Origin of the sequence: Nonomuraea pusilla (assembly GCF_900109355.1) — a bacterium.
Classification (GTDB): domain Bacteria; phylum Actinomycetota; class Actinomycetes; order Streptosporangiales; family Streptosporangiaceae; genus Nonomuraea; species Nonomuraea pusilla.
Map to the genome: position 1 here is coordinate 133,050 of NZ_FOBF01000003.1, position 22,437 is coordinate 155,486.

The 22,437-nt window shown below is 74.1% G+C and carries 20 protein-coding genes; 14 read left to right on the top strand and 6 right to left on the bottom strand.

The features are described 5' to 3' along the window. Window positions 1–80 precede the first annotated feature (80 nt). Window positions 81–1,760, top strand: coding sequence for a DNA polymerase/3'-5' exonuclease PolX (gene polX, locus BMX74_RS06635; RefSeq protein WP_055505698.1), 1,680 nt, complete (start codon window positions 81–83; stop codon window positions 1,758–1,760). A gap of 67 nt (window positions 1,761–1,827) precedes the next feature. On the opposite strand, the gene BMX74_RS06640 is transcribed toward polX, so the two are convergent. The 3 genes from BMX74_RS06640 to BMX74_RS06650 all read right to left on the bottom strand — a co-directional run bounded on the left by BMX74_RS06640 (window position 1,828) and on the right by BMX74_RS06650 (window position 3,548). Further along, window positions 1,828–2,256, bottom strand: a complete 429-nt coding sequence (locus tag BMX74_RS06640; protein WP_055505699.1) for a YkvA family protein — start codon at window positions 2,254–2,256, stop codon at window positions 1,828–1,830. 374 nt (window positions 2,257–2,630) lie between these two features. Next, a complete protein-coding gene (locus BMX74_RS06645; RefSeq protein ID WP_055505700.1) occupies window positions 2,631–2,882 on the bottom strand; it encodes a hypothetical protein in 252 nt (83 codons plus the stop codon). A gap of 114 nt (window positions 2,883–2,996) precedes the next feature. Beyond that, complete coding sequence (locus BMX74_RS06650) at window positions 2,997–3,548, bottom strand: TIGR03086 family metal-binding protein (RefSeq protein ID WP_176573462.1); 552 nt, start codon at window positions 3,546–3,548, stop codon at window positions 2,997–2,999. Here BMX74_RS06650 and BMX74_RS06655 point away from each other — a divergent pair. Further along, window positions 3,538–4,374, top strand: a complete 837-nt coding sequence (locus tag BMX74_RS06655) for a helix-turn-helix domain-containing protein (protein ID WP_218153904.1) — start codon at window positions 3,538–3,540, stop codon at window positions 4,372–4,374. The two genes, BMX74_RS06650 and BMX74_RS06655, sit on opposite strands and share 11 nt — an antisense overlap. Before the next feature lie 38 nt (window positions 4,375–4,412). Here the strand turns inward: BMX74_RS06655 and BMX74_RS06660 are convergent, their stop codons facing one another. Beyond that, window positions 4,413–8,183: an ATP-binding protein gene (locus BMX74_RS06660; protein WP_177227266.1), complete on the bottom strand. Its 3,771-nt coding sequence runs from the start codon at window positions 8,181–8,183 to the stop codon at window positions 4,413–4,415. Between the two features lie 136 nt (window positions 8,184–8,319). On the opposite strand from BMX74_RS06660, the gene BMX74_RS06665 reads away from it, so the two are divergent. Both BMX74_RS06665 and BMX74_RS06670 read left to right on the top strand, forming a co-directional pair. After that, complete coding sequence (locus BMX74_RS06665; protein ID WP_256256805.1) at window positions 8,320–9,720, top strand: FAD-binding oxidoreductase; 1,401 nt, start codon at window positions 8,320–8,322, stop codon at window positions 9,718–9,720. A gap of 118 nt (window positions 9,721–9,838) precedes the next feature. Beyond that, window positions 9,839–10,867, top strand: a complete 1,029-nt coding sequence (locus tag BMX74_RS06670) for a sulfite oxidase (RefSeq protein ID WP_256256806.1) — start codon at window positions 9,839–9,841, stop codon at window positions 10,865–10,867. A 117-nt stretch (window positions 10,868–10,984) separates the two neighbouring features. Here the strand turns inward: BMX74_RS06670 and BMX74_RS06675 are convergent, their stop codons facing one another. Continuing rightward, a complete protein-coding gene (locus tag BMX74_RS06675) occupies window positions 10,985–11,530 on the bottom strand; it encodes a TetR/AcrR family transcriptional regulator (RefSeq protein ID WP_236714928.1) in 546 nt (181 codons plus the stop codon). A 105-nt stretch (window positions 11,531–11,635) separates the two neighbouring features. Between BMX74_RS06675 and BMX74_RS06680 the strand changes: the two genes are divergently transcribed. From BMX74_RS06680 to BMX74_RS06690, 3 genes are all read left to right on the top strand, one after another. Next, window positions 11,636–12,118: a hypothetical protein gene (locus BMX74_RS06680; protein ID WP_091099066.1), complete on the top strand. Its 483-nt coding sequence runs from the start codon at window positions 11,636–11,638 to the stop codon at window positions 12,116–12,118. Beyond that, complete coding sequence (locus BMX74_RS06685) at window positions 12,115–12,525, top strand: MFS transporter (RefSeq protein ID WP_091099069.1); 411 nt, start codon at window positions 12,115–12,117, stop codon at window positions 12,523–12,525. The genes BMX74_RS06680 and BMX74_RS06685 overlap by 4 nt, the downstream gene beginning before the upstream one ends. A gap of 68 nt (window positions 12,526–12,593) precedes the next feature. After that, the gene (locus BMX74_RS06690; protein ID WP_055505707.1) at window positions 12,594–13,523 is read left to right on the top strand and encodes an aldo/keto reductase; all 930 of its coding nucleotides are present in this window, start codon (window positions 12,594–12,596) and stop codon (window positions 13,521–13,523) included. 72 nt (window positions 13,524–13,595) lie between these two features. Here BMX74_RS06690 and BMX74_RS06695 read toward each other — a convergent pair whose 3' ends face one another. Then, window positions 13,596–14,615 (bottom strand): polyprenyl synthetase family protein, encoded by a 1,020-nt coding sequence (locus tag BMX74_RS06695; protein ID WP_055505708.1) that lies wholly within the window; start codon window positions 14,613–14,615, stop codon window positions 13,596–13,598. Between the two features lie 213 nt (window positions 14,616–14,828). Here BMX74_RS06695 and BMX74_RS06700 point away from each other — a divergent pair, with 213 nt between their 5' ends. The 7 genes from BMX74_RS06700 to BMX74_RS06730 all read left to right on the top strand — a co-directional run bounded on the left by BMX74_RS06700 (window position 14,829) and on the right by BMX74_RS06730 (window position 22,392). Continuing rightward, on the top strand, window positions 14,829–16,094 hold the full coding sequence (locus BMX74_RS06700) for a cytochrome P450 (protein WP_055505709.1): 1,266 nt from the start codon (window positions 14,829–14,831) through the stop codon (window positions 16,092–16,094). Further along, the gene (locus BMX74_RS06705) at window positions 16,091–16,948 is read left to right on the top strand and encodes a terpene synthase family protein (protein WP_055505710.1); all 858 of its coding nucleotides are present in this window, start codon (window positions 16,091–16,093) and stop codon (window positions 16,946–16,948) included. Before BMX74_RS06700 ends, BMX74_RS06705 begins: the two co-directional genes overlap by 4 nt. Further along, window positions 16,945–18,507, top strand: a complete 1,563-nt coding sequence (locus BMX74_RS06710; RefSeq protein ID WP_256256807.1) for a prenyltransferase/squalene oxidase repeat-containing protein — start codon at window positions 16,945–16,947, stop codon at window positions 18,505–18,507. Before BMX74_RS06705 ends, BMX74_RS06710 begins: the two co-directional genes overlap by 4 nt. A 169-nt stretch (window positions 18,508–18,676) precedes the next feature. Further along, window positions 18,677–21,040: a sensor histidine kinase gene (locus BMX74_RS06715; RefSeq protein WP_091099071.1), complete on the top strand. Its 2,364-nt coding sequence runs from the start codon at window positions 18,677–18,679 to the stop codon at window positions 21,038–21,040. After that, window positions 21,037–21,453, top strand: coding sequence for a roadblock/LC7 domain-containing protein (locus BMX74_RS06720; protein ID WP_055505712.1), 417 nt, complete (start codon window positions 21,037–21,039; stop codon window positions 21,451–21,453). The genes BMX74_RS06715 and BMX74_RS06720 overlap by 4 nt, the downstream gene beginning before the upstream one ends. Next, the gene (locus BMX74_RS06725; protein ID WP_055505713.1) at window positions 21,450–21,824 is read left to right on the top strand and encodes a DUF742 domain-containing protein; all 375 of its coding nucleotides are present in this window, start codon (window positions 21,450–21,452) and stop codon (window positions 21,822–21,824) included. The genes BMX74_RS06720 and BMX74_RS06725 overlap by 4 nt, the downstream gene beginning before the upstream one ends. Next, window positions 21,805–22,392 carry a GTP-binding protein gene (locus tag BMX74_RS06730; RefSeq protein ID WP_055505714.1) on the top strand — a complete coding sequence of 196 codons (588 nt, stop codon included), beginning with the start codon at window positions 21,805–21,807 and terminating at the stop codon, window positions 22,390–22,392. Before BMX74_RS06725 ends, BMX74_RS06730 begins: the two co-directional genes overlap by 20 nt. Window positions 22,393–22,437: the final 45 nt, after the last annotated feature.

Below are 22,437 nucleotides of genomic sequence, written 5' to 3' on the forward strand. Positions count from 1 at the left end.
CCGCCGCTCCACGGGACGGCGCCGCCGCGAGGGTTCGTCTGGCGTGCCGGACTGTCGGGGGCGGGCTCTAAGGTGGGCGCATGCGGGCTAATGACGAGGCGGCGGCGGCGCTGCAGGAGTACGCGGAGCTGTTCGCGCTGAGCGGCGGCGACGCGTTCCGCGTGCGCAGCTACCAGAAGGCGGCCAAGGCGATCGCCGGGTTCCCCGACGACATCGCCGCCGTCGACGTGCGCGGCGTGCCGGGCGTGGGCGAGGCCATCGCCAAGAAGATGGAGGAGTTCCTCCAGCGCGGCAGCTTCCGCCAGCTCGACGACCTGCGGGCGCGGGTGCCCGAGGGGGTGCGGCGGCTCACCAGGGTCCCCTCGCTCGGGCCGAAGACGGCCATCATGCTGTACGAGGAGTTCGGCATCGACTCCACGTCGGCGCTGGGCGAGGCCATCGCCTCCGGGCGGCTCGACGGCGTCAAGGGGCTCGGCCCCAAGACCCTGGCGAACCTGCTCAAGGGCATCGAGCAGCTCGAACAGTCGAGCCGCAGGGTCCACATCGGCATCGCCACCGCCCTGGCCGAGCAGGTCATGGCCTCCCTGCGGGCCGAGCGCATCGGCCACGCCGGGTCGCTGCGGCGCATGAAGGACACCATCGGCGACATCGACATCCTCGCCGTGGCCCCGCCGTCGATCATGGCCGACTTCCGCGCGCAGCCGTACGTCGCCGAGGTCATCGCGGCCGGCGACAAGAAGACGTCCGTCCGCACCACCTCCGGCGTCCAGGTCGACCTGCGGGTGGTGCCCGCCGGGTCGTGGGGCGCGGCCATGCAGTACTTCACCGGCTCCAAGGAGCACAACGTCGCGGTCAGGGAGCTGGCGGTCAAGAAGGGCTGGAAGCTCTCCGAGTACGGCCTGTTCGACGGCGACCGGGTGATCGCGGCCGAGTCGGAGGAGGACATCTACGACGCGCTCGGCATGCAGTACGTCCCGCCGCCGCTGCGCCAGGGCGGCGACGAGGTGCGGGCGGCGCTGCGCGGCGAACTGCCCGACCTGGTCGAGCTGTCCGACCTCAAGGGCGACCTGCACACGCACACCGACCTGACCGACGGCATCGCCACGCTCGAGGACATGGTGGCCGCCGCCCACGCGCGCGGCTACGCGTACTACGCCGTCACCGACCACGCCCCCGACCTGACGATGCAGCGCATGACCCTCGACAAGGCGCTGGAGCAGCGGGAACGCCTGGCGCGCCTGCAGGAGAGGTATCCGGGCATGCGCCTGCTGCACGGCACCGAGCTCAACATCGCGCCCGACGGCTCCGTCGACTGGCCCGAGGAGGTCCTGCGCGGCTTCGACGTCTGCGTGGCCTCGGTGCACTCGCACTTCACGATGTCGCGCGACGAGATGACCCGCAGGTTCATCGCGGCCTGCGAGAACCCGTACGTCGACGTCATCGGCCACCCCACCACCAGGAAGATCGGCAAGCGGGCCGGCGTCGACGCCGACTGGGACGCCGTCTTCCGCGCCGCCGCGCGCACCGGCACGGCCCTGGAGATCGACTCCTACCCCGACCGGTCCGACCTGCCGTCCGACCTGGTGCGGCTGGCCAGGCACCACGGGGTGAAGTTCGCGATCGACAGCGACTCCCACGCCATCCCGCACCTGGAGCACCAGCGGTTCGGCATCGGCATCGCCCAGCGCGCCTGGCTGACCGCCGACGACGTCATCAACACCTGGCCCCTGCACCGCCTCCTGACCTTCCTCGGCCGCTGACCGGCCGCCACCCCTGCCGCGCCGGGCAGCGGCGGGCAGGGCGGCGGAGCGTCAGGGGGGTGGGGCTTCAGGCGGTGGGGGTCCAGCGGGAGAGGCCGGTCAGGCGGGTGAGGGCGGCGAAGCCGTCCGGCGTGCCGGGCCAGTGGCGTTCCACCGCGGGCAGCCCCGCCCGGCGCACCACCGACCGCAGCACGGCCATGACGATGATGGCGTCGTCCGCGTACCCCAGCACGGGGATGAAGTCGGGGATCAGGTCGATCGGGAACGCCAGGTACGCCAGCAGCAGCCCCAGGCGTACCCGGACGCCGCGCGGCAGGCTGCCGTCGGCCGCCAGGCGGCGGACGAGGCGCAGCACGTCCGGCAGGAGACGCAGCGACTCCTGCAGCAGCCCGCCGCGCGGACGCACCACGGCCAGCGTCACCACGAGCGCCGCCCACGACACCACCAGCGCCACGGCCACCCCGATGGCCAGGTCCCACCACCACGTCCCGGTCACGCCTCGCCGCTCCTGTCCTCACCCGCGGGTACCCGTGCGGCCGGGTACGTCCCTCTCTCGCCCGTGGAGGCCCGGACCGCCGTCGCGACGCTCTCGCCCGCTAACGCCCGGCCTCTTCCGCCCCGGTTTCCACGCCCGTGGACGCCCGCGGACGCCCGCGGCGGGCGGCGCCGCTCAGGAACGCCGAGGCTTCCGTGCCGTGGACGCCCGGAGCAGGCGGCACCGCCCGGCCTCCGGGGACCACCCTAGGCGGCCGCCCACAGCCCGGCCACGCGGCCCCCACCCGGCGGCGCGAGCTCAGGCGGTGCAGGCGACGTCGCGACGCACGCGGCCCCCACCCGCGACGGAGGTCCTGTCGAGCCGATCAAGAGCGGTCAGTCGCCGCCGTCGCCATCTCCACCGAAGCCACTGTCGCCCCGGCTCCCCCCGTAGCCGGCGCCCCCCTCGGACTCCCGAAACTTCCTCAGGTGCCTTTCCAACTCCTGCTCCTGCCTCCGCTGGAACCGCCTCATGTACCTGTCCTTGTACCTGCTGCTGCTGCGGGGGGTGCCGCCGGAGCCACTGCCGGAGTCTTCCACTATCGCGACGACTACCAGGATGAGCGCCAGCAGGATAAGTACTTCCACAGTCCTCCTCCAGCCCCACGTCGGCGGTCTTGCACTGTCGGCATTCGCATCATCACACAGGAATGCCTAGTCGTAGGGCTGGATTGTGCTCGACGGGGCAAACCCGGCGCGGGCTCAGGTGGTCCAGGCGGGGTCGCGGCCCACGAGGCCCAGCAGGCGGTCGAACGGGGGCGCGTCCTCCGCCACCGGCACCGGCGGGCCGAACGCGCCGCGCCGCCGGCCCATCTCGGCCATCTCGTCCGTGAACCGTTCGGCCCGCGCGACCGCCGCGGAGTCGGGCGCGTACTCCTGGCCGAGGGCCCTGGCCAGGTCCCAGCCGTGCACCACCATGTCGACCAGGTACATGTGGGCCAGCACCGTCATCGGCAGTCCCATGGCCGGGCCGGCGCCCTGCCACGCCTCGGGTCGCGCCCAGGCGGCCAGCGTGCGTTCCACGCGCTCGGGGAAGTCGCCCGCGTAGGGCCCCTGCTCCGTCCTCGGCCCCTGGCGCGCCAGCGACTCGAACAGCTCCGCCACCCACTCCAGATGGTTGATCAGGTCCTTGACGTCGAACGTCTCGCACGGCGTCGGGAGGCCGAGCTGCTCCTGCCGTACCTCCCGCACGAGCCCGGCCGTCCGTTCCGTGGCGCTCGTCATCAGCGGCATCATGTCGTCCATGTCGTCCATGGCAGCCAGGGTGCCGCGCCCGCCCGATGCGCGGCTTGTAGAAACGCGACTGCGCGGCTGGATCGACCCGTACGCGGGGCTCGACGCCTTCGACTTCGCCCGGCTGGCGCCGTCGCCCGGCCTGGCCGCGTACGTGGACCACTTCTGGGTCGTCACCTGGACCGGCCTCGCCGAGCCGTACGAGCAGCGCATCGTCTCGCACCCCACCGTGAACATGACGATCACCGACGACTTCCACCGCGTCGCCGGGGTGATCAAGGGCGGGTTCTCGTACACGATGCGGGGCGGCGGCCGGGTGCTCGGCACGCGGTTCCGCCCCGGCGGCTTCAGGACGTTCCTCGGAGCCCCGGTGTCGCGGCTGACCGGCCGTTTCGTGGAGATCGGCGAGCTGTACGGCCCGGCGGGCGCCGCGCTGGTCGAACGGGTGCTGGCCGAGCCTGACGCGCGGACGGCGGTCGCGCTCGTCGAGGCGTTCCTGCTGGGTCTGGGGCCGCGGCGCGACCCCCTGGCGGAGGAGGCCGCGGCGCTGGTGGCGATGGCGGAGGGCGACGGGTCGCTGACCAGGGTCGGCGAGCTGGCCGCCCGGTCGGGGCGTTCCGTGCGCTCGCTGCAGCGGCTGTTCCGCGACTACGTCGGCGCCGGGCCGAAGTGGGTGATCCGCCGCTTCCGCCTGCACGAGGCCGCTGAGCGGGTGAGCCAGGGGCTCGACCTCGCCACGCTGGCCGCCGAGCTGGGCTACACCGACCAGGCCCACCTGACGCGCGACTTCACCGCCGCGATCGGCATGCCGCCCGCCGCGTACGCCAGGCTCAGCGCCCGCCCCTGACCGGGCCACCGGGCGCTCGGGACGGATCGCAGGCCCGGTCAGGACGGCATGCCGAGGGATTCGAGGAGGCGGGCCGACCTGGACGTCCAGTAGGCGGAGGAGAGGCGGGCGTGGGCGGCGTGGGCCTCGGCGGCGTGCGCGCGGGCCGCGTCGAGGTCTCCGGTGGCGCGGGCCAGCTCCGCCAGCACCAGGTGCGTCGAGCCCCAGCCTGCCGCCCCCATGCCGCCGACGACCAGGCGGGAGGCGTACGGCGCGAGCCTCGCGTACAGGGCGGCCGGGTCGGGGGTGCCGAGCTGGGCGGACACGTACCCCCAGACGGGCACCACGAGGTCGCTCGCCCAGTCCTCGCGGATCTCGGCGCCCCAGCGGCTCACCAGGTCGCGGGCGAGGGCGGTGTCGCCGGTGTCCAGGGCGGCGAGGACGGCGAGGGGACGCAGCGGCGCCATGTCGGGCCGGGCCGCCGCGCCGACGAGCCGGTCGAGGATCTCGCCCACGCGTCCCTGGGCGCGGCGGCAGGCGTACAGGGTGACGAGGTGCGGGAAGTCGAGGCCCCACATGCTGGACCCGCCGAGCAGGTCGCTGAACTCGGCGGCCAGCCGTTCGGCCTCCTCCCACTCGCCGCGCAGGGTCAGCCCGGCGGCCTCGGCGATCCTGACCATGGCGGCGAGCTCCGGGCGGCGGGCCTCCTCCAGCAGGCGGGCGCAGCGGTCGCGGTCGCGGTCCCAGGCGGCGAGGTCGCCGTCCCTGAGGAGGTGGGACATGCGGAACACGCGGGCCACGATCTCGGCGGCGGCGGGCAGGCCGGGGATGGCGAGCATCTCCTCCCCGGCGGCCTGGCGTTCCCGTTCGCGCTGCGGCACCCAGGCGGCGATCACGTAGTTGTTGAGCACGCGGGCGAGGAGGGCGTGGTCGCCGACGCGGCGGGCGAGGGCGACGGCCTCGGCGGCGTGGCGCTCGCCCTCCTCGCGGCGGGGCGAGTAGTAGAGCTCGACGCCGAGCGTGCCGAGCAGGGCGGCCCGCTCCGCGTCCCCGAGCCTCGCCGCGCCCGCCCCTGCGCGCGGGCCGGGTTCCTCCGCTTCCGGGGCCGGGTCTTCCGGCTCGCTCAGGAGGTGCTCCAGGAGAGCGACCATGCGGTCGTCGACGACGCCGTAGCCGCGCCAGTTCCAGACGGCCATCTCGCCGAAGACGGTGATCGCGGCCACCAGGGCGTCGCGGTCGCCGATGGACGCGGCCAGGTCGATGGCCTCCTGCAGAGCGTCATGACCGCCCCGGACGTCGCCGACGGCCCGCAGCGCCCGGCCGCGCGCGACGAGCAGGCGGCAGCGGCGCGCCGGGTCGTCCTGACCGAGCGCCGCGACCGCCCTGCCCCAGAAGGCGGCGGCCTCGTCGTACGCGTGCTGGGCGGCCGAACGCCGCGCCGCCCGGACCGCGTACTCGACGGCCTTGGCGGCGCCGCCGACGCGGGCGGCCATGCCGAAGTGGTGGGCCAGCGCCGACGGTTCCGCGCCTGGGAACGCCTCCAGCGCCTCCCCTGCCCGCAGGTGGAGCGTGGCCCTGTCGAGGCGTCCGAGCTCGGCGTAGAGGGCGTCGCGGACGAGCGCGTGGGAGAAGCGGTAGTCGAACCCGTCGGGCACCTCGTGCAGCAGCCCGGTGGCGACGGCCGGTTCGAGGGCGGGGACGAGCCGGTCGAGCGGCGTGGAGGTGGATCGTTCCAGCAGGTCGGCGGGCACGTCCTGGCCGAGGACGGCGGCGGCGCGAAGCAGGCTCCTGGTCTCCTTCGGCAGTCTGGCCACGCGGCGGCCGATGACCTCGCGCACCCCCTCGGGCACGCCGAGGGACGCCACGTCGAGCCGGTGCTCGCTGCCGAGGAGGCGTACGAGCTCGGTGAGGTAGAACGGGTTGCCGCCGGTGCGCTCGCACAGGACCGCGGCCAGAGCGGTGTCGGCCTGGCCGGGGGCGGCCTGGTCAGGGCCGGTGAGCGAACCGCCGGCGAGGAAGGACGACACGTCCTGCACGGTGAACGGCGGCAGCGCCATGCGTTCCGTGCCGCGCTCCCTGGCCAGGACGCCGAGGGCGTCGCGGAGCTGGTCGGGGGCGTCGCCGGGCTCGGGGCGCATGGCGGCGAGGACCAGGACGGGGGCGCGGTGCAGCTCGGCGGCGGCGAACGAGAGCAGCCGCAGCGAGGAGGCGTCGGCCCAGTGCAGGTCGTCCAGGACGATCAGCGTGGGGGCGCCGGCGCCGACGAGACGTCGCACCACCCGCTCGTGCAACGCGAACAACGCCTCCGCCGCCCCCCCGGACAGGGCCCCGCCGGACAGGGCCCCGCCGCCGGGCGGATCCGCCTCTGCCGTCCAGACCCCGCCCGGCCGCACCGCCCCCTCCGCCAGGTGCGGCCGCACCCCCGATTCCAGGTGCGGACGCACCCCGGGTTCCTGGTGTGGCCGCTCCCCGGATTCCAGGTGCGGACGCACCCCGGATTCCAGGTGCGGACGCACCCCGGGTTCCTGGTGTGGCCGCTCCCCGGATTCCAGGTGCAGCCGCTCCCCGGATTCCTGGGGCGGGGGGCCGGTGAGTGCGGCCAGGGCGTCGGCGCCCAGCGTGCGCAGGACCTGGAGCCACGGCCAGAAGGCCGGCGCCCCGGCGTCCTCCGCGCAGCGGCCCCAGGCGACGGTGAACCCTTGGGCGGCCGCCTCGTCGGCCGCCGCCTGGGCGAGCCTGGTCTTGCCGATGCCGGCCTCGCCGGTCACCAGCAGCACCCCGCCCCGCCCGCGCCGGACGTCGGCGAGACGCTCCCGCACCCGGCGGAGCTGCCCCTGCCGCGCGATGAGCCCATCGTGCGCGACGACCGCAGCCGATGCCGTCGCCGACGCCGTGGCCGACGCCGTGGCCGCCCCTGCCGTCCCGGCGGGCGTCGCGCGAACCGTGGGCGCCCCTGCTCCCCCGGCGGGCGTCCCTCCGAGGCCCGTGGGCGCCCCTGCGTCAGTCCCTGGCAGGGTGGTGGGAGCCGCTGCGGGGATCGTGAGCGCGCGCGGGGCGGGCGCGGGGAGCAGGGACGGGTCCTGGGTGAGGACGGAGTGTTCGAGGCGGCGCAGTTCCGGGCCGGGTTCGAGGCCGAGTTCCCCGGACAGCAGCCCGCGTACGCGGCGTAGCGCGCCGAGCGCGTCGGCCTGCCGGCCCGATCGGTAGAGGGCGAGGACGAGCAGCCCCCACATGCGTTCCCTGTACGGGTGTCGTTCGACGAGCCGTTCGAGGTCGGGGACGCACAGCCGGTGCTCGCCGAGGGCGATCCTGGCCTCGAAGCGGTCCTCGGTGGCGCAGGCGTGCACCTCGGCCAGGCGGGCGGTCACGGGGTGGGCGAAGTCGTACGCGGCGAACTCGGCGAGCGGGTCGCCCCGCCAGGTGGCGAGCGCCAGGTCGAGGAGTTCCGCGGCGCGGGCGTGGTCGCCGCGGCCGAGGGCGCGTCTGCCGTCCTCGGCCCCTGTGGTGAAGCGGACGAGGTCGACCTGTTCGGGCGCGACGGACAGCAGGTAGCCGGGCTCGCGGGTGAGCAGCACGGCGGGTGGGGTGCGGGGCGGCCGGCCGGGTTCGAGCGCCTTGCGGAGCTGGGCGATGTAGACCTGCAGGGATCCGGTGGCGCTGGCGGGCGGCTCGCCGGACCACAGCGCGTCGACGAGCCGGTCGAGGGACACGACGTGGCCGGGTTCGTGCGCCAGCAGGGCGAGCAGGGCACGCTGCTTGTGCGCCTTGATCTCGACGGGGCGCCCGCGTTCGTCGAGCACCTCCATCGGTCCGAACAGGCGAAAGTCCATCCGCTCTCCACCACCGGGACAGGTCACGTCGTAGCGTACGGCCATTTGCCCACAAACCAGGCACAACTAAATCGCAGGTGGCGCTTAAGCGGCCTGTGCCAAGGTGGTCGCAGGAACCGATCAAGAGGGGGACGACGTGTCGATCGACGAGGCGCTGCCGCGAGGGCGGATGCTGGTCCCGGGCGACGAGGGCTTCGAGCAGGCGGCCAGGCCGTGGAACCTGGCCGTGGAGCAGCGGGTGCGCGCGGTGGTGCAGGCCGAGGACGCGGAGGACGTCGCGGCCGTGGTGAGCCACGCCAGGCGGAACGGGCTGCGGGTGGCGGTGCAGGCGGGCGGGCACGGCGCGGCCGACGGTCTCGACGGGGAGATCCTGCTGCGGACGTCCAGGATGCGGGGCGTCGACGTGCGGCCGGACACGCGGGTGGCGCGCGTGGAGGCCGGGGCGTCGTGGGGCGAGGTGCTGGCGGCGGCGGGCAAGCACGGGCTGACCGGGCTGGCGGGCAGCTCGCCGGTGGTCTCGGCGACGGGGTTCACGCTGGGCGGCGGGCTGAGCTGGTTCGGGCGGGCGTACGGCCCGGCGGGGAGTGCCGTGCGGGCGCTGGAGGTCGTGGACGCCGAAGGCGTGCGGCGGCGGGTGACCGCGGAGTCCGATCCCGAGCTGTTCTGGGCGCTGCGCGGGGGCGGCGGAGACTTCGCGGCGGTGACCGCGATGGAGATCGACCTGTTCCCGGCCCCGTCGCTGTACGGCGGCCGGATGCTGTGGCCGATCGCCAGGGCGGAGGAGGTCATGGCGGCCTTCAGGCGGATCACGGCGTCGGCGCCCGAGGAGCTGACCGTGTGGTTCGCGCTGATGCAGTTCCCGCCGTTCCCGCAGCTCCCCGAGCCGCTGCGCGGCCTGGCGGCGGTCGCTGTGGACGTCACGTTCCTCGGCCAGGAGGGCGTGGCGCGCGACCTGCTGGCGCCGCTGGAGAGCCTCGGCGGGACGGTCCTCGACACGCGCGGGCCGCTGCCGGTGGCCGAGCTGGGCCGTGTCTGCGCGGAGCCGACCGAGCCGGGCGCGGGGATGCTGCGCGCCGAGCTGCTGACGGACCTCGACGGCGACGCGGCGCGGACGCTGCTGGACGCGGCCGGCCGTGACGCGGTCGCGCCGCTGGCGATGGTCCAGATCCGCCACCTGGGCGGCGCCCTGGCCGGACGGGACGCCGCCCACACCGGCGACCCGGCGGGCGACGTCACGGCGGGCGGCGGCGGGGGCGCGCGCCTCGGGGCGGGCGGTGTCGTCGAGGAGCCGTACCTGGTGAGCATGCTCGCCCCGCTGCCGGCGCCCGAGCTCGCGCCGGCGATCAGGGAGCGGCACGCGCGGATCTCCGGGGCGATGGCGCCGTACGTGAGCGGGCGCAAGCCGTTCACCTACCTCGGGTACGGCGAGCGGGCGGCGGCGGCGTTCCCCGGCGACGTCCTGGAGCGGCTGCGCGAGGTCAAGCGCCGCCGCGACCCGCACGGCGTGTTCCGCTCGAACTTCCCCGTGCTGGACTGACACAGTCCTGCCTCGTAGGGCCCTGTTCTGACGCCACTTCGGGTATGGCTCCCATCGGGAGCCGCGAAGAGATTAAATGGTTCTCAGGTAGGGAATGCAGGCAACGGAGGTGGGGAACGTGGCGTCGATCGTCAAGCCGCTGCCCGGCGAGCTGTTCCGCGTGCACGACGGCAGCGCGGAGATGCGCTGGGAGGCGATGTCCGGCCAGGGGTACCACACCCCGACCGACCGGTTCTTCGTCAGGAACCACACCTCCACCCCGCTCATCGACGCCTCCACCTGGAGCCTGCGCGTCCACGGGCCCGGCGTGCGATGTCCCCGCTCGTACAGCTATGACGAGCTGCTGGCGCTGCCCGCCCGCACCCTGGACGCCGCGCTGGAGTGCGCGGGCAACGGCCGCCGCTTCTACGGCGAGCAGCAGGGAGAGCCCGCGCCGGGCACCCAGTGGGGGCTCGGCGGCGTCGGCGTGGCCCGCTGGCGCGGGGTGCCGCTGCGCCGCCTGCTCGCCGACGCCGGCCTGCGGCCCGACGCCGTGGACGTGCTCGCGACCGGGCTCGACACGCCGTTCGAGGAGCACGGGCACGTCCGCAGGCCGCTGCCCGTCGGCAAGGCCATGGCGGACGTGCTCGTGGCGTACGAGATGAACGGCGAGCGGCTGCCGCCCGACCACGGGTTCCCCGCGCGGCTGGTCGTGCCCGGCTGGGTCGGCGTCGCCTCGATCAAATGGCTGGGCGACCTGGAGGTGTCCACGCACGAGGTGCGCACGCCGTGGAACACCGTCTTCTACCCCGATGTCACGACGCAGCCCGTCAAGAGCGCCTTCGAGCTGCCGTGGAACGCCCGGCTGGCGGTGGGCGTCCCCCACGTCCTGCACGGCAGGTCCTGGTCGGGGCACGGCCGTGTCGCCGCGGTCGAGGTCAGCGTGAACGGCGGCAGGACCTGGCGCCCCGCCGAGCACCACGGCACGCACCTCGTGGGCGCCTGGCTGCCGTGGCACGTCGAGTGGGCGCCCCGGCGTACGGGACCGGCGGTGCTGATGGCCAGGGCGACGGACGAGACCGGCGCGACCCAGCCGGCCCTCACCCCTCGCAACCCCTTCGGCTACCACTTCGACGCGGTGGTGCGGCACCCCGTCGAGGTGGTCTGACCCCGTCCCACCCCCGGGCGCGCGCTCCGGCGGGGCGCGGACACGGGAAGGGCGGCCGGCGTCGGGAGAGGCCGGGAGGAGGGCCGAAGGAGGGCCGCAAGGGGCCGGGAGGAGGCCCTAGGAGAGCGAGTGGGCGATGAGCCGGGCGACGGCGTCGGGGTCGATCTGGTGGCCGGTGAGCTGGCAGAGGTTCTCCTGGTAGAGCAGCACGGCGGCGAACGTCGCCGCGGCGACCTCCAGCCTGGCCGCGTCGCCCCGCGCGCCGGGCAGCGCGAGTTCGAGCGCGAACCTGGCGCGCCTGATCAGCTCGCTGTTGAGCCTGCCGAGCCGTTCCTTCACCGAGCGGTGGGTGTCGGCCTCGCGGAACAGGATGCGCCGCATCGCGGGCGAGGCGCGCAGCGGCAGGCCGCGCGCCAGCCTGGACAGCGTGCCCGCCGGGTCGCCCGGCACGGCGTCGACCTCGCGACCCTCCTCGACCAGGGTCCGCTCGTCGACGAGGGCGACGAGCACGTCGATCTTGCGCGGGAAGTAGTGGAAGACGAGCCCCTTGGGCACCTCGGCGAGCCTGGCGATGAGCGCGGTCGGGGTGGCCTCGTAGCCCCCGCCCGCGAACAGCTGCTCCGCCGCGTCCAGGATGCGCGTGCGCGCGTCACCGATCACCACAGCTCGGCACCTTAACCTCGCCCGCCACCTTCCCACCATGCCCCTGGAGGCACAGGCTCCTGCCGGGCCGCGCTGCACCGCCACTTCAGCGGGCGCGACGACCTGGTGATCGCCCTCGGCCACCGCGCCCACGACCGGTGGCACCAGGCGCTGGTGTCGGCCGGCGTCGAGGAGGCGGCGGCCTCGTCCGACCCCGGCGAGGTCGGGCGGGCGCTCGACGCGCTGCTGAGCGGCCTCATCGAGGTGGCCGACGAGTACGGCTTCGGCCTGACCGACCACGCTCTGGCCGTGCACCCCGAGCTGTCCCGCCGCGCCGAAGAGCTGGAGGAGCGCGAGATCGCGCTCTACACCGCCGCGCAGCGCACGGGCCTGCTGCGCGCCGACCTGCCCGTCCGGTGGATCAGCAACACCGTGTACGGCCTGCTGGTGGCGGTGCGCGAGAGCCTGCGCCGGGGCGACGTCGCCCGCAGGGACGTGCACCGGCTGGTCACGCAGACCTTCCTGCGCGGCGCCGCCTCCCCCGCCCCCGAGGACGGGCCGCGGTCCGCCCCGCACGACGGGCGGGCGTCCGACGGGGAGGGGGCATGACCGGGGCGCGCCGCAGGCGGGCGGCACTCGCGGAGCTGTCGGGCAGCGTCCTGCTCGTCGTCATGGACATGACCGTGCTCAACGTGGCGCTGCCCGCCATCAGCCGCGACCTGCGGCCGGACTCCGTCCAGCTCCTGTGGATCGTGGACGTCTACTCGCTCGTCCTGGCCGGGCTGCTCGTCACCGCGAGCGCGCTGGGCGACCGGTGGGGGCGCAGGAGGACGCTGCTGACCGGGTTCGCGCTGTTCGGCCTGGCCTCGTTCGCCGCCCTGGCGGCCGACGCCCCCGGCTCCCTCATCGCGGTGCGCGCGGCGCTGGGCGTGGGCGGGGCGTTCATGCTCGCCGCGGCGGCCGTCGTCTGGCTCCTCACCCCTCGGGGCCTGGATCTCTCGGCCTCGCACCACTGATCCCGCGCCCTCCCGAGAGCGGGGGGCCGGGTCGCGGGCGACCCCGCTGACGTGCGGATAATGGCGGGATGAGATCGATAGGCAGCACGGACCTGTCCGTTTTCCCGCTTGCGCTCGGCACCAACGTCTTCGGCTGGACGGCCGGCAAGGACGACTCCTTCGCCGTGCTCGACGCGTACGTCGAGGGCGGGGGCAACTTCATCGACACGGCCGACGTGTACCCGGCCTGGGCGACCGGCGAGTCCACGTCCGAGATCGTCATCGGGGAGTGGCTGGCCGCGCGGCGCAACCGCGAGTCGCTGGTGCTGGCCACCAAGGTCGGCATGCTGGAAGGGCTCTCCGGGCTGGGGGCCAAGACCATCCGCACCGCCGTGGAGAACTCCCTGCGCAGGCTGCGCACCGACTACGTCGACCTGTACTGGGCGCACGCCGACGACCGCGACACGCCGCTGGAGGAGACGCTGGAGGCGTTCGACGGGCTCGTACGCGAGGGCAAGGTCAGGTACGTGGGCGCCTCCAACTACGCGGCCGACCGGCTGGCCGAGGCGCTGCGGGTGTCCGACGCCGAGGGCCTGACCAGGTACGTCGCGCTCCAGCAGCCGTACAACCTGGTCGAGCGCGACTACGAGGGCGAGCTGCGCGAGGTGGTCTCCCGCGAGGGGCTGTCGAGCACGCCGTACTACGGGCTGGCGCGCGGCTTCCTCACCGGCAAGTACGCGCCGGGGGTGGCCGTGGACAGCCCGAGGGCGGGCAGGGCGGCCGAGTACCTGGAGACGGCGCACGGCCGGAGCGCGCTGGACGCGCTCACGCGGGTGGCGCGCGAGCGCGGCACGCAGCCGGCGACGGTGGCGCTGGCGTGGCTGGCCGCCCAGCCGACCGTGGCCGCGCCCATCGCGAGCGCGCGAAACGTGGAGCAGCTCGCGCCGCTCCTGGAGTCGGCCGCGCTGGCGCTGTCGCAGGAGGAGCTGGACCTCCTGGACACCGCCTCCCGCCCGTAGCGGCCGCCCTTCCCGCCCTGGACGCTCCCCGGAGGGACGCTCTCCGGGGAGCAGGGGTCTCCCCTGGCGAGGTCAGTGGAGGCGGTTGACCAGGGAGGCCAGCACGGTCCGCAGGTCGGCCGCGTCCGGCAGGCAGCCGTCCACCACGGACAGGGCGGCGCCGAGGTGCCGCTCCGCGAGCTCCTCGGCCACCGCCCGTCCGCCCGCGTCCTCGATGAGGCGGGCGGCCTGCCGCGCGGCGTCCTCGTCGCCCGCCCCTTCGGCGAGCGCGGCGGCGAGCTCCCGGGCGGCGGTGCCGCCGGAGGCCAGCGCCGCCAGCACGGGCAGGGTCTTCTTCTCGCGCCGCAGGTCGCCGTGCACGGGCTTGCCGGTGACCTGCGGGTCGCCCCAGATGCCGAGCACGTCGTCGGCGATCTGGAAGGCGATGCCGAGGTCGCGGCCCATGCCCCACATGCGCTCCGCGAGGTGCGGGGCGCCGCCGAGCACCACGCCCGCCGCGGCGGCGGCGCCGAGCAGGGCGCCGGTCTTGCCGGCCGCCATCTCGGTGTACTCGGCGACGGTGACCTCGTTCTGGCCGTGCCAGGGCCGGTTCTCGAACGCCATGTCGGACGTCTGGCCCTGCACGAGCGCGACGAGCGCGTCCGACAGGTACCGCATGGCGTCGGGCAGCCCGGCGAGCTGCCGGACCGCCAGCGCGAGGAGCGCGTCGCCGGTCAGGAGCGCGGGGCCCACCCCGTACGCCTTCCACAGGGCCTCGCGGTGCCTGCGCCGCTCGTCGTGGTCGATGATGTCGTCGTGCACGAGGGAGAAGGCGTGCACGAGCTCCACGGCGACGGCGGCGGGGAGCGCCGCCTCGGCGCTGCCGCCGGCCGCCTCGGCGCTCAACATGGCGATGGCGGGCCGCAGGCCCTTGCCACCCTCCCGCTCGTGGGGGCGGCCCTCGACGTCGGACCACCCGAGCGTGAACGCCGCCATGCCGGCGCCCCAGGGATGCAGGACGGACACCGCCTCCCTGAGGGCGGGCGCGAGCAGACGGCGACAGCGGGCGACGGGGTCGCCGGAGGGGGCGGCGCCCGGATGGCTGAGGGTCAACTGGTGCTCCTACCGCGGTACGATCTTGAAACTCCACCCATGATCATGTGATACTCCACTTGGTTTGAAACAATCGTCATCAAATGTCCGTTATGTGAGACGGTTGCCCGTGGGCGATGGAGGAAGACTCTCGTGGCGATCAACGCCGCTCCTGTCCGAACTGTCCCATTCCTTCGTAAGCTCACGAGACACCCGCGTGTTCCCGTCAGCGCCTTGGAAGAGGCGAGCGGTCAGGCGGGCGGCGAGCTGGTCAGGCTCGCCATGGGCCCCTTCCGCCCGTTCCTCGTGACCCACCCCGACCACGTCCAGCACGTCCTGCGGCAGAACCAGCCGAACTACGTGCGCCAGGGCATGTTCTGGGAGCCGCTCGGGCCGCTCATCGGCAACGGCATCCTCTCCGACGGGGACACCTGGGCCGAGAGCAGGAGCATCCTGCAGCCACTCTTCACCGCCAAGTACGTCAACTCGCTGGCCGAGCGGATGGCGGAGATCATCACGGAGCTCATCGACGAGACGGTGGTGCCCGAGCGGCCCTTCGACATCGCGAGGGGCGTCTCCGCGATCGTGCACCCCACGATCGTGCGGCTGTTCTTCGGCTCCAAGATCTCGATCGCCGACATCAACCGGCTGGTGCCAGCCTATGACGTCGCCGTCACCGCCAAGTCACTGCGCCTGGTGCTGCCGTTCGTGTCCGAACGCGTCCCGCTGCCCGGCGACCTGGCGTTCAGGCGCGCGATCAAGGCCATCGACGAGGTCGTCTACCCCCGCATCACCGAGGCCAGGGCGCAGCGGCAGGAGGGCGAGGACGTCGTCTCGCGGCTGTGCAGGGCCAGGCACGACGACACCGGCCCGTCCGGCGACCGGCGCATCAGGGACGACCTCGTCGCCATGCACGGCGCCTCCACCGAGACCTCCGCCACCGCGCTGACCTGGGTCTGGCCGGTCCTCGCCGGTCACCCCGAGATCGCGGCCAAGGTGTACGAGGAGGTGGACCGCGTGGTCGGCGACGACCCGGTCAGCACCGCGCACCTGCCGCACCTGACGTACCTGCGGATGTTCGTCAACGAGCTGCTGCGGCTCTACCCGCCGGGCTGGATCCTGCCCAGGCTCGCCCTGGAGGACGACGAGGTGGGCGGGGTGCCGATCCCGGCGGGCTCGACCGTGATGCTCAGCCCCTACCTGACGCACCGGCTGGAACGGTTCTGGGAGCGTCCGCTCGAGTTCGACCCCGAGCGGTTCGCGCCGGGCGCCGAGCGCGGGCGGCACCGCTACGCCTACTGGCCGTTCGGCGCGGGCCCGCACGTGTGCCTCGGCCAGCACCTGTTCATGATGGAGGCGCCCCTGCTGATCGCGGGGATCCTCAGGAAGTACCGGCCCGTGGTGCACGCGCGGGGTCAGGTGCGCCCGCGCCTGGCGTCCTCGCTGCGGCCCTCGGCCGGGCTGCGGATGACGCTCGTGCCGAAGGACCGGGCGGCGTGAACGGGTCGTACGAGACGGGCCGCGCCTGCGCCCTGGCGGTGGCGGGCGGCCGGGACCTGGCCCGGGTCGCCGCCCGCTACGAGGGGCTCTTCCCGCCGGAGGCGTTCGACGGCGGGCTCTACGCCTCGCTGGCGATGGCCGGCGCGTTCGCCGCGCCGTGGGCGGGGGCGTCGGGGCTGCGGGCGGTGAACCGCGCGTCGCTGCTGGTGTTCGCGGTGGACCGGCTGATCGACCACGAGGCCGCGGAACGGGACGAGGTGGCCGCGCTGGTGGCGGACTGCCTCGCGGCGGCCGGCGGCGAGCCGCCCGTCTCCCCCGCGGCCCGCTTCACGGCCGGCCTGCGGGAGGAGCTGGCGTCCTCGCCGGGCTTCCCCGTGCTGGCGGCGGCCTGGCGCGACCAGCTCGGCCGCATGCTGGCGGCGATGGCCCGCGAGTGGGACTGGAGCCACGGCGGGGAGCCGCCCGCCCTCGCCGAGTACCTGGACAACGCGGCCGGCACGGGCGCGCTCTTCGTCGGCGTGACGCACTGGATCGCCACGGGCCTGGTCACCGCCCCGGCCGACCTCGACCGGCTGCGGGAGCCAGGCGACGCCGTGCAGCGCTACCTGCGGCTGCTCAACGACCTGGCCACGCACGGGCGCGAGTCGGCCTACGGCGACGTCAACGCGTTCACCCTCGGCCTGTCGGGCGACGAGGTGACCGCGCGCATGGCGGAGCTGGCGGACCGGGCGGAGGCGCTGATCGAGCCGCTGCGCGCGGACCTGCCGCGCGCCGCCGAGTACCTGAGCTGGCAGCTCCACTACAGCACCGGTTTCTACGGGCTGTCCGACTTCTGGGCCGGGAGGGACTCGTGAACGGCGAGACCGGTGTGCTCGACGACCGCGGCGGCACGGCCGCCGGGACCGCGGGCGACCTCGCCCGGCAGGCCGGCGACCTGGTGGCCGAGCTCATGGCCAAGCCGTGGGGACAGGTCTCCCCCTCGGTGTACGAGACGGGGCGGCTGGTCACGCTGGCCCCCTGGCTGGTGGGGCACCGTGAGCGGGTGGCGTACCTGCTGGCGCGCCAGCGCGCCGACGGCTCGTGGGGCGCCCCCGACGGGTACGCGCTGGTGCCGACGCTGAGCGCCACCGAGGCGCTGCTCGCGGCCGCGGCCCGTGGCGAGGGCGACACGGCGCGGCTGAGGCAGGCCGCGGAGGCGGGACTGCGGGCCCTGCGCCCCCTGCTGGAGCAGGCGTCGGAGCTGCCCGACACGCCCGCGATCGAGCTGATCGTGCCGTCGCTGGTGGCGCTCGTGAACGAGCACGGGCTCGGGGAGCCGCTGCCGCTGCCGGCCGGCATGGACACCACCAGGCTGGGCCTGGTGCGCAGGCTGCTGGAGTCGGGCGGCGAGCCGCCGCAGAAGCTGCTGCACGTCCTGGAGGTGGCGGGCGGCGGCACGGGCGCGGCGGCGGTGCGCCCGACTGCGATCGGCACGGTCGGTGCCTCGCCCGCGGCCACGGCCGCCTGGCTGGAGCGCCTGTGGCCGGGCGGCGCCGCCCCCGCGGACTCGGCCGACTCGGCCAGACGGCACCTGGAGGCGGTGGCGACGCGGTACGGCGGCCCGGTCCCGGTGGGCCTGCCGATCACGGTCTTCGAGCGCGGCTGGGTGCTGAGCTGGCTGGCCAGGGCCGGCGTGCCCGTGGACGTCCCGCCGGAGATGACGGCCGACCTGCGGGCCGCGATCGGCCCTCACGGGACGCCGGCCGGGGCGGGGCTGCCCGCGGACGCCGACACGACGAGCGTCGCGCTGTACGCGCTGGCCCTGCTCGGCATGCCGTGCGAGCCCGAGCCGCTGTCGGTGTTCGACACCGGCCGCCACTTCTGCACCTGGCAGGGCGAGGACGGCCGCTCGGTCAGCGTGAACGCGCACGTCCTCGACGCCCTCGGCGCGTACGTCCGGGCCAGGCCCGCGGCACGGGAGGCGTACGGGCCGGTGATGGAGCGGGTGGCCGGGTGGCTGGCCGCGGGCCAGGGTCCGGACGGAAGTTGGAGCGACAGGTGGCACGCCTCCCCGTACTACGCGACGCTGAGCTGCGCGCTGGCCCTGGGCGAGTTCGGCGGGCCCGGGTACGCCCCCGCGGTGCTGGCTGCGCGGGAGTGGGTTCTGACTACGCAGCGTGACGACGGCTCGTGGGGGCGTTGGACGGGGATGCCGGAGGAGACGGCGTACGCGGTGCAGACGCTGCTGCTCGGAGGCCCCACACCGGACAATCGACACAAAGAAGCCGCACTTCGTGGAGCAGCTTTTCTCCGCCAAGTAGACGATTTTTCGGATTACCCTCCGTTATGGCATGACAAGGACCTTTACTCGCCGACAGCCATTGTGCGAGCCGCCGTCCTGGCCGCCCTGTACGTGACGGAGACCCGAATCTGAGAGGAATTTCACGGGATAGATCCGGACATAGCCCCCTAACAGTGCTCTGTTCTGTTGAGGGAGAAAAGTCCCGTTGCTAGGGTGTCGCAGGTGTCAGTTTCGCGGGACCCCCTTTTCTTTGACTTGACTTGGCGCCCTGACCGGGTCGCATTCTCTGTGGACGGGCTCGATGCGCTTCCGTAACGCCAGTGTCCGGGCGAAGGTCACGGCGCTCATCGTGTCACTCACCCTGCTGTGGGCCTTCGCCGCCTGGGTGACGCTGCGTGAGGGCGTCAACCTGCTGTGGGCCGCGACGGTCAACGCGGGCGTCGTCGATCCGAGCGAGCCGCTGCTGGTCGAGATCCAGCGCGAGCGCCGCCTGACGATGGTCCACCTCGGGGCGGGCTCCCGGGCGACGGACAAGACGCTGCGCGACCAGCGGGCCAGGACCGACGCCGCGAGCGGCGAGTTCGTCACCGCCAGCGAGGGCGGCACGCTGCAGCTCGCCGCCGACGACCTCCTGCTGCGGCGCGTGGCCGACGTCAGGACGCAGCTCGCCAGGCTCGCCGCGACGAGGAAGGCCGTCGACGCCGGCCAGAGCGACCTCACGGACGCCACCAAGGCCTACGACGCCGTCGTCGACTCCTTCTACCGCATGTACGACTCGGTGGCGGAGTTCGACGACAAGCAGGTCGCCAAGGACGGCCGCGCGCTGGCGCAGATGCACCACGCCCGCGAGTTCCTCGCCCGCGAGGACGCCATCATGGCTGGCGTCTTCGCCAGGGGCGGCGGCTTCACCGAGGAGGACCACGCCCAGTTCGCGGAGACCGCGGGCGTCTTCCGCTTCATGCTGTCCGACGCCATGAGCAAGGTGCCCGACTCCGACCGGCCGGCGTTCGACGCGTGGGCCAGGAGCCAGCCGGTGCAGCGCCTGCAGGTCCTGGAGACACAGCTCATCAGGCACCAGGCCAACGGCGAGCCGCTGCCCGTCTCGGCGGAGGAGTGGCGCAGGACCTCCGAGACGACGCTCACCACCCTGCAGTCCACGACCCTGGAGGCCGGCGACCGGCTGCTGGAGCGGATCGTGCCCGTCGCGATCGGCGTCATCGTCAGGCTCGTGCTCGCCGGCGGTCTCGGCCTGCTCGCCGTCATCGCCTCCATCGTGCTGTCGATCACCACGACCAGGCAGCTCCTCGCCCAGCTCAAGAAGCTGCGCGACGCCGCCCACGAGCTGTCCGACGAGCGGCTGCCCGGCGTGGTCGACCGCATCGGCCACGGCGAGGTGGTGGACGTCGAGAAGGAGGCCCCAGCGCTCGAGTTCGGCGACAACGAGATCGGCCAGGTGGGCGAGGCGTTCAACACCGTCCAGCGCACCGCCATCGCCGTCGCCGCCGAGCAGGCGGAGCTGCGCCGCAGCATCCGCGACATCCTGCTCAGCCTGGCGCGCAGGACCCAGGGCCTGGTGCACAGGCAGCTCACCGTGCTCGACGTGATGGAGCGGCGCGAGACCGACCCCGAGGAGCTGAAGGAGCTCTTCCGGCTCGACCACCTCGCCATCCGCATGCGCCGCAACGCGGAGAACCTCATCGTCCTGTCCGGCTCCTCCCCCGCCCGCACCTGGCGCCGCTCGGTGCCCATGGTGGACGTCGTGCGCGGCGCGCTGGCGGAGGTCGAGGACTACACCAGGGTCACGATCATGCCGATGGGCGACGTCGTGCTCGTCGGACGGGCCGTCGGTGACGTCATCCACCTGCTCGCCGAGCTCATCGAGAACGCCGTCTCCTTCTCGCCGCCGTACACCAACGTGCAGGTGAGCGGGCAGCTCGTGGCCAACGGCTACGTCGTGGAGATCGAGGACCGCGGCCTCGGCATGAAGCCCGAGGACCTGGCCGAGGCCAACGCCCGCATCGCCGACCCGCCCGAGTTCCGCATCAGCGGCACCGCCAGGCTCGGCCTGTACGTGGTCAGCCGCCTGGCCGAGCGCCACGACATCCAGGTCGTGCTCAAGCCGTCGCCGTACGGCGGCACGACGGTCGTGGTGCTGCTGCCGCAGGAGCTCGTCGAGCTCCAGCCGGAGCAGCCGGACGAGGAGCCGGCGGGTCTGCCGCGCAGGCCCACGGCGGTCGCCACGGCGGCCCGCCCGCAGGTCGGGGAGAACGTCCGCCTGCTCAAGGTGGCGCAGCAGCGGCCCGCCCCGGCCCCGTCCGCCCCTCCCGCTCCCCCGACGCCCATGCCCGTGCCCATGCCCGCGCCAGCGCCGGTTCCCGGTCCCGTCGGCGCGCGCGAGCCCGAGCAGGAGCCCCCCGCCCAGCCGCGGCAGGACAGGCCCCCGGCGGAGTTCACGCCGCACGGCCTGCCGCTGCGCGTTCCCCAGGCCAACCTGGCGCCAGCCCTGCGTGACGAACCCGCCACGCAGCCCGAACCGGAGGAGGACGATGACGAGCGCTCGCCGGAGGAGATCCGCGCGATGATGGGATCCCTCCAGACAGGCACGCGACTGGGCCGGTCAGAAGCGGCCAGGCTCATGGACGAGCAGTCGGGAGGTGAGGCATGACCCCCACGTCGGGAACCGACCTGAACTGGCTGCTCGACGACCTGGTCGGCCGGATCCAGGAGGCGGAGCACGCGATCGTGCTGTCCTCCGACGGCCTGCTGATGGCCTCGTCCGCCGGCCTGCAGCGCACCGACGGCGAGCACCTGTCCGCCGTGGCGTCCGGGCTGCAGAGCCTGGCGAAGGGCGTGTCCGAGCACGTCGGCGGCGGCGCCGTCCGGCAGACGGTGGTGGAGTGGCGGTCGCAGTTCCTCATCGTCACCACCGCCGGGGAGCGCGCCTGCCTGGCCGTGCTGTGCGCGCAGAACGCCGACATCGGGCTCGTCGCGTACGAGATGGCGATGCTGGTGGCGCGCGTCGGCCAGTACCTCACCTCGGGCGCCAGGAACGCCGAGGCCGCCAGGAGCGAGCGGTGAGGCCGGACGACCCCACCGACGAGCACTGGGTCGACCCGGAGATCATCCGGCCCTACGTCGTGACCCGCGGGCGGACCCAGCCCGCCCACGGCAAGTTCGACCTGATCTCCATGGCCGTCGCGGTGGGTCCGCCGCCGGGCCCCGACGCCGGGCTGGATCCCGAGCATCACCGGATCCTCCAGCTCTGCCGCGAACCCAAGTCCGTCGCCGAGATCGCCGCGCACCTGGACCTTCCCGCGGGCACGATCCGGGTGCTGCTCGGCGACCTGTTCGACCGCGAACTCGTCTCTGCCCAGGAACCGCAATCCGAGGTGGACATGCACGACATGAAGATGTACAGGGCGGTGCTCGATGGTCTTCGCTCGCTCTGAACGCCCGCGCCTGCCGACGGCGATCAAGATCCTGGTCGCCGGCGGCTTCGGCGCGGGCAAGACCACGCTCGTGGGCGCGGTCTCCGAGACCCGGCCGCTGCGCACCGAGGAGGTCCTGACCGACCGCGGCATCGGCGTGGACGACCTCACCTCCGTCGAGGCCAAGCGCACCACGACCGTCGCCATGGACTTCGGCCGGATCACGCTCGGCACCGACTACGTCCTGTACCTGTTCGGCACGCCCGGCCAGGAACGGTTCTGGTTCGTGTGGGACGAGCTGGCCGAGGGCGCCCTCGGCGCGGTCATCCTGGCCGACACGCGGCGCCTGGCCGACTGCTTCCCCTCGGTCGACTACTTCGAGCGGCGCGGCACGCCGTTCGTCGTCGCGGTCAACTGCTTCGAGGGCGCGACGACGTTCGAACTGGACGAGGTACGCATGGCGCTCCAGCTCGACCCCTCCATCCCGATCGTCCTGTGCGACGCGCGGAGGCGCGACTCCAGCAGGGAGGTCCTCATCACCCTGGTCAAGCACTCGGCGCGGCTGCGCGCCGAACCCGTCGGCAGCTAGACGGTGCCGCGGGCGGACGGGCCCGGCCTCCCCGTTCGGGGGGCC

Excerpts from the sequence above, each read along its gene's own strand:
- BMX74_RS06660 (WP_177227266.1), bottom strand. The coding sequence starts at position 8,183 with ATGGACTTTCGCCTGTTCGGACCGATGGAGGTGCTCGACGAACGCGGG.
- BMX74_RS06730 (WP_055505714.1), top strand. The coding sequence starts at position 21,805 with ATGGTCTTCGCTCGCTCTGAACGCCCGCGCCTGCCGACGGCGATCAAG.
- BMX74_RS06655 (WP_218153904.1), top strand. The coding sequence starts at position 3,538 with ATGTCGTCCATGGCAGCCAGGGTGCCGCGCCCGCCCGATGCGCGGCTT.
- BMX74_RS06715 (WP_091099071.1), top strand. The coding sequence starts at position 18,677 with ATGCGCTTCCGTAACGCCAGTGTCCGGGCGAAGGTCACGGCGCTCATC.
- BMX74_RS06690 (WP_055505707.1), top strand. The coding sequence starts at position 12,594 with ATGAGATCGATAGGCAGCACGGACCTGTCCGTTTTCCCGCTTGCGCTC.
- polX (WP_055505698.1), top strand. The coding sequence starts at position 81 with ATGCGGGCTAATGACGAGGCGGCGGCGGCGCTGCAGGAGTACGCGGAG.
- BMX74_RS06685 (WP_091099069.1), top strand. The coding sequence starts at position 12,115 with ATGACCGGGGCGCGCCGCAGGCGGGCGGCACTCGCGGAGCTGTCGGGC.
- BMX74_RS06650 (WP_176573462.1), bottom strand. The coding sequence starts at position 3,548 with ATGGACGACATGGACGACATGATGCCGCTGATGACGAGCGCCACGGAA.
- BMX74_RS06720 (WP_055505712.1), top strand. The coding sequence starts at position 21,037 with ATGACCCCCACGTCGGGAACCGACCTGAACTGGCTGCTCGACGACCTG.